We start from the raw sequence: 10898 nt of genomic DNA, 5'->3' as shown, positions 1-10898 counted from the left end.
GTGCCGCCCTCGGGGGCGGCACCCGGGGACGGGGTCAGAAGTCGAAGTCGTCCACGTTCCCGGCGTCGAAGACCTGCGGCGGGCCGAGCACGATCTCCCCCTCGGTCTCGAAGGTGAACTCGCCCAGGCGTCCGGCCGTGAAGGTCTCGCCCTCGGCGCCGGTGATCTGTCCGGCCCTGAGCGCCGCGCCGGTGTACCCGGCCAGGTAGCCCAGGTCGAGCGGGTTCCACAGGGCGAACCGCCCCACGGTGCCGTCGTGCACGAACTCGCGCATCTGGTTGGGCGTGCCCAGGCCGGTGACGGCCACCTCGCCCCGGTACTCGGAGTCGCTGACGTAGCGGGCCGCCGCGGCGATGCCGACCGTGGTCGGCGAGACCACGCCGTCCAGGTCGGGGTGGGACTGCATGAGGCCCTGCATCTCCTGGAAGGACTCCAGGTCGTCGTCGTTGCCGTAGACGGTCTCGACCAGCTCCAGGTCGGCGTACTCCTCCTCGGCCAGCACCTCCTCCATCGCCGCGATCCAGGCGTTCTGGTTGGTGGCGTTGGGGGTGGCCGACAGCACCGCGAAGGTACCCTCGCCGCCCAGGTCCTCGGCGATCATCTCGACCAGGGTGCGGCCGATGAGCTCGGTGGAGGACTGGTTGACGAACACGTCGGTGCAGTTGGCGTCGGAGTCGTAGCCGACGATGGCCGCGCCGTTGTCGCGGGCCTCGTTGAGCGCGGGGCAGACCGCGTCGGGGTCGTTGGCGGCGATCACGATGACGTCGCTGCCCGCCTGGCTGGCCGCGTTGACGTACTCCACCTGGGAGTCGGCCGTGGCCTCGGTGCCGCCGCGCTCGGTGGCCGTTCCGCCGATCTCCTCGACGGCCTCGGTGCCGCCCTGGTTGACGATCTCGAAGAAGGGGTTGTTGAGCTGCTTGGGCAGGAAGTCGATCTTCAGGCCCTCGGGGATCCGCGCGTCCGGGTCGGCGGTCCCGGTCGGCCCGGTCTCGTTCTCCTCCTGGGCGTCCTCGATGGTGGTGCCCCCGCCGCAGGCGGCGGTCATCAGCACCGCGAACGCGGACGCGGCCAGGAGCAGGTGGCGTGGGCGGCCCTGGGTCATGAGTGTTCTCCCTTGGTGGGGGCGGACGCGGCGGACGGTGCCGCGTCCGGGGGTGAGGAGGGGCTGGGTCCGGACGCGCGTCTGGCGCGCATCCGGGCCACGAGGTTGGGGGTGACGACGGAGGCGATGAGGATGAGGCCGGTGACGATCTGCAGGACCTCGCTGCTGATGCCGAACAGCTGGAGGGCGTTGCGGATGGCGCCCAGCAGCACGACGCCGCTCAGCACGCCCAAGACCGAACCGACCCCGCCGAAGATGGACACCCCGCCGAGCAGGACGGCGGCCACGACCTGGAGTTCCAGGCCGAGGGCGGTGTCGGCGCGGGAGGTGCCGTACTGCAGGGTCCAGAAGACCCCGGCCCCGGAGGCCACCGCGCCGCTGAGCGTGAACAGCCAGAACTTGGTCCAGCGCACCGGCACCCCGGTGAAGCGGGCGGCCTCGTCGTTGTTGCCGATGTCGAACAGCGAGCGGCCGACGGCGGTGGCGTGCAGCAGCACCCCGAACAGGACGGCCAGGGCCAGGACCGCCACGGCGATCCACGGCAGGCCCTCCACGCCCAGGAAGGGCGCCCGGGCGCCGCTGACCCAGCTCCGGGGGTAGCTGGCCACGGCGCGGTCGCCGAGCATCACGTAGGCCAGACCCCGGTACAGGGCCATGGTGCCGATGGTCACGGCCAGGGACGGCAGCCCGCACACGGTGACCAGGAACCCGTTGAAGGCGCCCAGCAGCGCGCCCGCGGCCAGACAGATCCACAGGGCCGTCTCGATGGCGACCCCGGCCTCCCACAGCACGCCCAGGGTGGCGCTGGTCAGCGCCAGGGTACTGGCCACCGACAGGTCGATCTCGCCGGTGATGACGATGAGCGTCATCGGCAGGGCCATCAGGGCGATGGCTGCCACGCTCAGCACCAGGAAGTCGATGTTGCGCGCGGTGGCGAACATGTCCACGAACAGCCCGGCGGCCAGGATGAGCGCGCCCACCACCGCCTGGTGCCAGAACTGGTCGACCCGCCAGATGGGCAGGGCGGCGGTGATGGTGGTGAGCAGGACGGCGCCGAGCGCGGCGCCGTAGACGGTGCCCACGCCGCCCGCGATGGCCACGCCGCCGACCACGGCCGCGGCGACGACCTGGAGTTCCATGCCGGTGCCCACGGTGGAGTCGACGGTGCCGTAGCGGGCGGCGAAGAGCACCCCGGCCAGCCCGGCCAGGGCGCCGTTGGCGGCGAAGGCCCAGGTGACGCGGCGCGCGGCGGGGATGCCGGAGAGCCGAGCGGCGTCGGCGTCGGAGCCGATGGCGTACAGCTCGCGGCCCGAGCGGTAGCTGGCGAGGTAGAAGCCCACGACGGCGACCACGACGATGGCGACCGCGGCCGGCAGGGGCACGCCCAGGACGCTGAAGCGGCCCAGGAGCAGGAAGGAGTCGGGCATGTCGTGGGCGTTGACCTGCCCGCCCCCGGCCCACCAGTGGTTGAGGCCGCGGTAGGCGTACAGGGTGCCCAGGGTGACGACCAGGGCGGGAACCCGCACGGTGGTGACCAGCAGGCCGTTGAGCAGACCCGCGACCAGGCCGACGCCGACCCCGGCGAGCATCGCGACGGGCACGGGCAGGCCCGGGAAGGTCACGAACAGCAGGCCGGTGCCGAAGGCCGACAGGCCCATGACCGAGCCGACCGAGAGGTCGACGTTCCTGGTGATGAGGACCAGGGCCTGGCCGACGGCGAGGACGGACAGGACGGTGGCGCCCAGGAACAGGTCGCGCACGCCCTGGCTGGACAGGAAACCGGGGTTGTACAGCCAGGTGGCGGCCACGAGGACCACCACGGCCAGGAGCACGCCGAGTTCGCGGAACTGGAGCCCGCGGCGCGCGGCGGGAGCGGGGGTGGGGGCGGTGCTGACCGTGTTCGTCATGCGGCCTCGCTCGGCCGCTGTCCGGTGGCCGCGTACATGACCGACTCCTCGTCGGCCTCCGCGCGGTCCAGGTGGGCGGTGATCCGGCCCTCGTGCATGACCAGGACCCGGTCGGCCATGCCCAGGACCTCGGGGAGTTCGCTGGAGACCATGACGATGGCCAGCCCCCGGCCCGCGAGGGCGGACAGCAGGCGGTGGACCTCGGCCTTGGTGCCCACGTCGATGCCGCGTGTGGGCTCGTCCACGAACAGCACGCGGGGATCGGTGGACAGCCACTTGGCCAGGACGACTTTTTGCTGGTTGCCGCCGGAGAGGGTGGAGACGGGGTCGGTGAGGCGGCCGAACCTCAGGTTCAGGCGCTCGCCCCACTCGCGGGCGGAGTCGCGTTCGGCTCGGGGGCGCAGCAGCCCCAGGCGGCTGAGCGCTCGGCGGCGGGTGGCGGTGGCGTTGCGCTCGATGGAGGACTCCATGACCAGGCCCTGCTGGCGGCGGTCCTCGGGGACCAGGGCCAGCCCGGCGGCCATGGAGGCCCGGGGCCGCCCCGGCGCCAGCGGCCTGCCCTCCACCCGCACGGTGCCCGCGTCGTAGCGGTCCACGCCGAACACGGCGCGGACGACCTCGCTGCGTCCGGCGCCGACCAGCCCTGCCAGGGCGACGATCTCCCCGGCGCGCACCGAGAAGGACACGTCGGCGAACACGCCGTGGCGGGTCAGGCCGTCGACCTCCAGCAGGACCTCGCCGCGCTCGGCCTCCTCCTTGGGGTAGAGGCTGCTGACCTCGCGGCCGACCATGCGGCGCACGACGGTGTCCACGTCCAGGTCGCCGGTGGGGTCGCAGGAGACGAACGCGCCGTCGCGGACCACGGTGACGCGGTCGCACAGGGCGAAGACCTCGTCGAAGCGGTGGGAGATGAACAGCAGCGCCGCACCGGAGTCGCGCAGGGTGCGGGCGACGGTGAACAGGCGTTCGGCCTCCACACCGGACAGGGCGGCGGTGGGCTCGTCCATGACCAGGACCCGCGCCTGGCGGGTGAGGGCCTTGGCGATCTCCACGAGCTGCTGGTCGGCGATGGACAGCCCGCGTGCGGGGCGGTCGGGGTCCATGTCCACGCCCAGGCGCGCGAAGACCTCCCGGGTGTCGCGGCGCATGCGGCCGCGGTCGATGGTGCGCAGGCGGGTGCGGGGCTGGCGGCCGACGAAGATGTTCTCGGCCACCGACAGGTCGGGGAACAGCGTGGGTTCCTGGTAGATGACCGCGACCCCGGCGCGCTGGGCGTCCACGGGCGCGGCGAACTCCGCGGGGCGGCCGTCCACGAGCACCTGCCCGCCGTCCGGTCGGTGCACCCCCGCGATGGTCTTGACCAGGGTGGACTTGCCCGCCCCGTTCTCGCCCACCAGTGCGTGGATCTCTCCGGAGCGCAGTTCCAGGGACAGCCCCCGCAGGGCCCGGACGCTTCCGAAGGACTTGGTGACGTCGACCAGGGCGAGCGGTGGGGGGACCTCTGCTGGGTCCACGTGCGCCCTCCTTCTCCGTGCCGTGTCCGGCGTGGCGACCCCGAACATGGCAAAAACGTTTTAATATGAAGTGGATGTTAAGTGCCCCACATCACACCGTCAAGAGGATCACCCGAGAATTCGCAGGTCTCGCCCCGATAACGCCCCCCTTGAGGTAAGCCCTTTCCAGCACGCCACGGACCCCAGAGCACCTCGTCTCGGACAACGGATTGACACGTTTCAATCGGAGTGTGAGTACGATGCTTCGCATCGCCCTCCGCACACGCACGGGAGAAGCCCCTTGTCCACCAGGTCCCCCAACGCACGCCGAGGCGTGGGTATCACCGAGGTCGCCCGGCGCGCCGGGGTCTCGCCCGGAACCGTGTCCAACGTGCTCAACCGCCCCGAGCGCGTCGCCGAGGCCACCCGCCTGCGGGTCGAGGCGGCCATCACCGAGCTCGACTACGTGCGCAACTCCTCCGGCAGCAGCCTGCGCTCGGGCCGCAGCGAGTCCGTGGGGCTGCTCGTGCTGGACGTGACCAACCCGTTCTTCACCGAGGTCGCCCGGGGCGTGGAGGACGAGGCGGCCGGATCCGGGCTCGCCGTGGTGCTGCTCAACTCCGCCGAGAAGCGCGAGCGCCAGCAGCGCAACGTGCGCCTGCTGGCCGAGCAGCGCGCGGCCGGGGCCGTGGTGATGCCGGTGGACGACGACCTGTCGGACCTTCTGTGGCTGAGCCGCCAGGGGACCTTCTGGGTGGCCCTGGACCGGGGCGACGTCGCCGAGGACGTGGGGTGCAGCGTCAGCGTGGACAACCACGCGGGCGGGATGGCGGCCGGGAGGCACCTCATCGGGCTGGGGCACGAGACGGTGACCTTCCTGACCGGGCCGTTCGCCATCGAACAGGTCAGGCGCAGGCACGAGGGGCTGCGCGACGCCTTCACCGAGGCCGGGCTGGACCCGGACTCCTGCGTGCGGGTGGTCGAGCAGCCGCTGCTCAACCCCGAGCAGGGCGAGCGGGCGGTGGACGCGATCCTGGGCGGGGGGCCGCGGCAGCGGCCGCGGGCGGTGTTCTGCGCCAACGACCAGCTCGCGCTCGGCGTGATGAAGGGCCTGGGCCAGCGGGGCCTGCGGGTGCCCGAGGACATGTCGGTGGTGGGCTACGACAACGTGGACTTCGCCGACCTGGTGCACCCGGGGCTGACCACGGTGGCCCAGCCCAAGTACGAACTGGGCCGGGCGGCGATGCGCCTGCTGGAGTCGGAGCTGAACCACGGCGAGCACGTCCACGAGCGGGTGCTGTTCACGCCGGAGCTGGTGGTGCGGGGTTCGACGGCGGTGTACCGGGACTGACCCGTGTTCCCTCGGTCCTGGGTTCTCCGTGCTTGCGGCCGTGGGAAAGCCCGGGCAAAAGCCCTGCTCAGGGTTGTAGCGGTCCGGCGGGAGGGGTAGTCGGCCCACATGGGCAAGGACGCGGACGACTACCGCAGGGACTACACCGACCCCAAGTTACGGGAGAGGCTCAAGGAGCGGATCAAGGCCTCGGACAAGGGCGGGGCCGCCGGGAAGTGGTCGGCGCGCAAGAGCCAGCTGCTCACCCAGGAGTACGAACGCGAGGGCGGCGGCTACCGGCACCCGGACCGCAGGAGCGGCGAACAGCGCGACCTTCGGAAGTGGACCGAGGAGGAGTGGCAGACGGCCTCCGGCGACGCGCGGGCGCGCGACAGCGGTTCCGAGGAACCCGGGGGCACCGACCGCTACCTTCCGCGCCACGCCTGGGAGCAGCTCAGTCCCCGGGAGCGGCGGCAGGCGCGACGCACCAAGCGCCGTGACGACGGACAGGGCAAGGGGCGTTCGCCGAACCCTCCGGCCGCGGAGTCGGCCCGCAGGTCCGTCGAACTGGACCGGCTGCCCGCCGCCGAGGCCGCCAAGAAGGCGCGGGGTATGTCCTCGAAGCAGGCCCGCAGCGCAGCCGAGCACGAGCGCGGGCACAAGGCCCGCAAGACCGTGCTACGCGTGCTCGACAGGCGCGCCGAGGGCTGACCGCGCAGGCGCGGACACAGGCGGAGGCACAGGCGGAGGCACAGCCGCGCCGAGGGCTGGCCGGGGAACGGACAACGGGGAGACGGGGGCGGGGACATGGACGAGAAGCAGCGGCGGCAGGTCCGGCAGGAGTTCGGCGAGGCGGTCAACATGACGCCCAAGGAGCTGGAGCGGTGGCTGGAGACCGACGAGTCGAAGTCCGTGGGCGAGGGCGACGGGGAGTCCAAGGGCCACCGCTCGGGGCGGCGGATCGTGGACATCCTGCACGCTTCGCAGGGTGATCTGAAGGAGGAGGACTACGAGCACATGCGCAAGGTCACCGGTTACGTGCACCGGCACCTGGCGCAGAAGCCGTCCGGGGACCCGAGCGAGACCCCGTGGCGGTACTCGCTGATGAACTGGGGGCACGACCCGCTCAAGGGCTGACGCGCCGCGCTGAGTGGCCTGTAGGTGCGAGACCCCCGTTCCAGGAGGCGGAACGGGGGCCTCGCTGTCTCGGGGGGAGAGCGCGGGGAAACCAGCTGCGGCCGCGAGGCGCGCAGTACCACCGCCCCGACAAGGGGTGGTCGGAATCTCCCTCGTTCACGAGGGAGAGGCAGTCAAGCGCCGGATCAACATGACCCGGAACCCGGCCGACGACTTCGACGACCCCACCGTGCCCGAGGGGCCGCTGCGCCCGAACGTGCTGTACCGCATCCACCCGTCCGCCCCTCGCGCGGGGAACTGACGTTCTCCACCGGACGATGACGGGCCCCTCCGCGCCGAGGATGACAGGAGAGGCCAGACCTCAGGCCGGGTACGCCTCCGCGCGGCGCAGCAGCTCGGAGGGGTCGGCCCCGGGATTGAGCCCGGCCACGACCTCCTCGGTCAGCGGCCGTCCTTCGAACACCGCGCGTACCGCGTCGAGGTCCAGGGAACGCCCGTAGTAGTCCTGGAAGTGATCGTGGTGGTAGCGCGCGGAGTCGGCGGCGTACACGCCGCCCAGCAGCCAACCGGACCCGTCTCCCCGGTCTCCGGCGACACCGGTGCGCCAGGAGGCGTCCGCGGACAGGCGCCACAGCAGAGCGCTCACCGACAGCGCGTCCCCGCCGTTGAAGTCGGTGTCCGCCATGAGGAACACGAGTTCCCCGGGCAGGGCGTCGACCGTCCCCGGCCAGTGCTCCTCGTCGTTGGCGTAGGGGCTCATCTCCGACTCGTGGTCGAAGCAGCGGATGAGACCGGCCGTGTCCGAGAGCGCGATGGCGTACTCGTCCCCTCCCCCGTTGCTCATCGTCGCCAGGTCCCACCCCGGCCGCCAGTCGGGGGTGAAGTCGTACTTGCGATAGCGGTTGTCGGGAGCGATGAGGAACTCCAGCAGCGCCGTCCTGCGGGACAGGACGCGCAGGGCAGCGGGTTCGGGCAGGCGGAGGGCGGTCTCGGGCGCGTTCATGCCGGTATCGAAGCACACGCCTGTGACAGCGCCCGCCCGGGGAATCGCCCCCGCAGGCCCGGCGGCCCGGCCGTGCCCCTCCGGGCCGCCGCGGCACGCCGCGGAACCGCCGGCGTTCGACGGGCTAGCGTTCGACGGGCTCCGGCCCCGCGGACTCCGTCTCCGTCCCGTCCTGCTGGGGAACTCCTCCCGCCGCGCTCCGGCGCCGGGCCAGGAGCACGAACACCCCGGCCGTGGCGACCAGCGACAGCGCCGCGACGCCCCAGGACGTGGCGTCCCAGGCCGCCGTGAGGTGACCGGCCAGGGCGTCCGACCCTCCCACGTCCCCGGCGGTCGCACGGGCGGCGGCTTCGGACGATCCCGTGCGGGCGGCGACGATGCTGGTCAACGCCGCTCCGAAGACCGCGATGACCAGGGCTTCGGCACCACCGCGGAGCGTGTTGAGGAAACCCGCCGCCATGCCCGCCTTCCCGGGTTCGATGACGCCCATCGCCTGGCCGTCGGTGATGCCGAACGACAATCCCATGCCGGTACCGATCAGCACCAGGGGAAGGGCCAGTCCCAACGCGGTGATCTGCGGGTGGAGCACGGTGAGCAGCGCGTTGCCCCCGGCCACGAGCAGCAGCGCGACGACGATCGTCCCGCGTGCCGACACGCCCCCGGCGACCATCCACCCGCCCAGGGACGGGGCCACCAGCACCGGTGCCGTGAGCATGAGCATCATCAGACCGGCGGTCTGGGCGGACACCCCCTGCACCCCCTGGAGGTAGGTCGGCAGGAAGACCAGCACCCCCAGGAAGCCGATCGAGGTGGTCAGCGTCGCCAGGCACCAGGCCATGAACCGTCCGTCGCGGACCAGGCTCAGGTCGAGCACCGGCCGGGCCACCCGGCTCTCGACGACGAAGAAGAGCGCGAGGAGCACCGCACCGGCCGCCAGCGCGCCCACCACCGCCGGGGTCCCCCAGCCCGCCTCGGGCGCCTCGATGACCGCGTACATCACCAGCGTCAGGCTGACCACGAAGGTCACCGAGCCGACCCAGTCGACGCGCGGGCGCTCGGAGGCCCGCGACTCGGCGACGAACGCCGATCCGACCAGGATGAGCAGGCCGACCGCGGCGTAGACCAGGAACGCCGTGCGCCAGCCCACGGCGCCGACCAGCAGACCCGACAGGGTCGGGCCGATCGCGATGCCGACCCCCGCCATGGTGCCCATGGCGGCGAAGGCCCGAGTCCGCGCGGCACCGTCGAAGCCCATCGCCAGCAGGGCGCCGCCGCTGGCCATGATCGCCGCGCCGCCGACACCGGTGAGCAGGCGTGCCGCGTCCAGGAGGAGGATGTCACCGGCCAGGGCGCTGGCCAGGTTGCCCGCGAGGAAGACGACCGCGCCGACCGCGAACAGCAACCTTCGCCCGAACAGGTCGGCCAGGGAACCGCAGACCAGGGTGAACGCGGCGAAGGTGAGGTTGTACCCGGCCACCACCCAGTGCAGCGCGGCGCCGGAGGCCTCCAGGTCCGCCCCGATGTTCGGGACGGCCACGGCCGTCCCCGAGATCGACATGGCCACGACCAGAACGCCCAGCATGACGCTGGCGAGCAGCACCCCGGGGCGTGGCACCGCCCGCGAACCCGGACTCCGCCGCCGACTACGCGTCGTACGCACGCGCATCTCCTTCGTGTCGTGAGTGTTGGACCCCATTCTGAAACCTCAACTTTTATTGAGGTCAAGGGGTTCGCACAGAGCCGGGGAACGGGAACACGGTCCTCGGCGCGCCCCTCCCCCGGGTCCCCGGAACAGCCGCTCCGGCACCGGAGCACGGCCCGCGGGGCGGAAGCGGGGCCACCGCCGCCGCGGCTCCCACCTGCGCCTAACCTGGACGACGTGGTCAGACCAGACACCCGGCCGAGTCCCGCCGGGCCCCCGCGGCGCGAGGCGATCGACAGCCGCAGGCTCCCCTCCTACGCCGCCGGTGAGATCGAGGTGCCCTTCGTCGTCATGGGCAGCGCCGAGATCATCCCCCGGGACACGTTCTGGGAGGAGCACTCGCACCCCACGCACGAACTGCTCTGGAACCAGCGGGGCGCCTCCTCCGCCACCGTCGGCACGCGGGTCTGGACGATCACCCCCACGGTCGGCCTGTGGCTCCCGGCCGGGACGCGCCACTCCGGGTGGACCCCCGCGGGGACCTGGCACCGCGCCGCGCAGTTCGGCGTCCACGCGGTGCCCTCGATCTCCGACGGGCCCGTGGCCATGGAGATCACCCCGCTCCTGCGGCTCCTGCTCGACCGGCTCGACGCCGAGGGCCTCACCGCGGACGAGCGTTCACGGACCGAGGCGATGGTGCTGGACATCCTCGCCCCGGCCCGCCGCGAGCTGATCCTGCACATCCCCGAGTCACCGCTGCTGGCCCCCATCGTCGCCGCCGTGCGCGAGGACCCCGCCGACACCACCACCCTGGCCGTGTGGGCGGCGCGGCTGGGCGTGAGCACCCGCACCGTCACCCGGGCGTTCCGCGCCGAGACGGGCCTGGGGTTCAGCCAGTGGCTGACCACCGCGCGCGTGCAGCACGCGGTGACGATGCTCGCGCGGGGGGACGAGATCGACGAGGTGGCGGTGTGCGTGGGCTACCACTCGGCGAGCGCGTTCGGCGCGGCCTTCCGGCGGGTCACGGGGCTGAGTCCGGGCCGCTTCCGCGCCCTGTGAGGCCCGCGGGGACACCGTTCCAGCTCCCGCGACGGGATTAGTAACACGGGCCCCAACAAGCCCTCCAGACTCCCCCGCCACACCCCGGTTGTCCGTTTCGCTATAAAAGATGTCGCATCTACGCGATTGCGAACCCACCAAGGACACCCTAAATTCGGTTAGGCAAACCTAATCTCTCGGCATCGCCGCGGTCGGGTCGGCGTCGCGCACCCCCGGGCCCCTGTC

The 10898-nt window shown here is 72.3% G+C and carries 9 protein-coding genes and 1 pseudogene; 4 read left to right on the top strand and 6 right to left on the bottom strand.

From position 1 onward, the window contains the following. Window positions 1-34: 34 nt before the first annotated feature. The 4 genes and pseudogenes from rhaS to DQW06_RS06945 form a co-directional block, all read right to left on the bottom strand. On the bottom strand, window positions 35-1102 hold the full coding sequence (gene rhaS, locus DQW06_RS06955) for a rhamnose ABC transporter substrate-binding protein (RefSeq protein ID WP_117198167.1): 1068 nt from the start codon (window positions 1100-1102) through the stop codon (window positions 35-37). Next, window positions 1099-2085 carry an ABC transporter permease gene (locus DQW06_RS29160; RefSeq protein WP_370449063.1) on the bottom strand — a complete coding sequence of 329 codons (987 nt, stop codon included), beginning with the start codon at window positions 2083-2085 and terminating at the stop codon, window positions 1099-1101. Before DQW06_RS29160 ends, rhaS begins: the two co-directional genes overlap by 4 nt. Beyond that, window positions 2059-3009, bottom strand: a pseudogene (locus DQW06_RS29155) (ABC transporter permease); the annotation flags it as partial. The pseudogene DQW06_RS29155 and the gene DQW06_RS29160, both read right to left, overlap by 27 nt. Further along, complete coding sequence (locus DQW06_RS06945) at window positions 3006-4523, bottom strand: sugar ABC transporter ATP-binding protein (RefSeq protein WP_117198165.1); 1518 nt, start codon at window positions 4521-4523, stop codon at window positions 3006-3008. The gene DQW06_RS06945 and the pseudogene DQW06_RS29155, both read right to left, overlap by 4 nt. Before the next feature lie 280 nt (window positions 4524-4803). Between DQW06_RS06945 and DQW06_RS06940 the strand changes: the two genes are divergently transcribed. From DQW06_RS06940 to DQW06_RS06930, 3 genes are all read left to right on the top strand, one after another. Continuing rightward, entirely contained in the window at window positions 4804-5853 is a 1050-nt protein-coding gene (locus DQW06_RS06940) for a LacI family DNA-binding transcriptional regulator (RefSeq protein WP_013153334.1), read from the top strand. Window positions 5854-5961: 108 nt separating this feature from the next. Beyond that, a complete protein-coding gene (locus DQW06_RS06935; RefSeq protein ID WP_117198164.1) occupies window positions 5962-6543 on the top strand; it encodes a hypothetical protein in 582 nt (193 codons plus the stop codon). 96 nt (window positions 6544-6639) lie between these two features. Further along, window positions 6640-6969: a DUF3140 domain-containing protein gene (locus DQW06_RS06930; RefSeq protein WP_071622173.1), complete on the top strand. Its 330-nt coding sequence runs from the start codon at window positions 6640-6642 to the stop codon at window positions 6967-6969. Between the two features lie 361 nt (window positions 6970-7330). On the opposite strand, the gene DQW06_RS06920 is transcribed toward DQW06_RS06930, so the two are convergent. Both DQW06_RS06920 and DQW06_RS06915 read right to left on the bottom strand, forming a co-directional pair. Further along, entirely contained in the window at window positions 7331-7972 is a 642-nt protein-coding gene (locus DQW06_RS06920; RefSeq protein WP_071622174.1) for a hypothetical protein, read from the bottom strand. A gap of 124 nt (window positions 7973-8096) precedes the next feature. Next, window positions 8097-9587, bottom strand: a complete 1491-nt coding sequence (locus DQW06_RS06915) for an MFS transporter (RefSeq protein ID WP_232832969.1) — start codon at window positions 9585-9587, stop codon at window positions 8097-8099. 264 nt (window positions 9588-9851) lie between these two features. Here DQW06_RS06915 and DQW06_RS06910 point away from each other — a divergent pair, with 264 nt between their 5' ends. Next, window positions 9852-10673 (top strand): AraC family transcriptional regulator, encoded by an 822-nt coding sequence (locus DQW06_RS06910; protein WP_071622175.1) that lies wholly within the window; start codon window positions 9852-9854, stop codon window positions 10671-10673. Window positions 10674-10898 lie beyond the last annotated feature (225 nt).

It is taken from the genome of Nocardiopsis sp. TNDT3 (genome assembly GCF_003427465.1).
Lineage (GTDB): Bacteria > Actinomycetota > Actinomycetes > Streptosporangiales > Streptosporangiaceae > Nocardiopsis > Nocardiopsis dassonvillei.
Note: the sequence above shows the minus strand (reverse complement) of the source record. Positions and strands in the feature narration are given on the sequence as shown.

What these genes read in the sequence shown, in the direction of transcription:
- rhaS (WP_117198167.1), bottom strand. Translation starts at nt 1,102, where the DNA reads ATGACCCAGGGCCGCCCACGCCACCTGCTCCTGGCCGCGTCCGCGTTC.
- DQW06_RS06935 (WP_117198164.1), top strand. Translation starts at nt 5,962, where the DNA reads ATGGGCAAGGACGCGGACGACTACCGCAGGGACTACACCGACCCCAAG.
- DQW06_RS06930 (WP_071622173.1), top strand. Translation starts at nt 6,640, where the DNA reads ATGGACGAGAAGCAGCGGCGGCAGGTCCGGCAGGAGTTCGGCGAGGCG.
- DQW06_RS06920 (WP_071622174.1), bottom strand. Translation starts at nt 7,972, where the DNA reads ATGAACGCGCCCGAGACCGCCCTCCGCCTGCCCGAACCCGCTGCCCTG.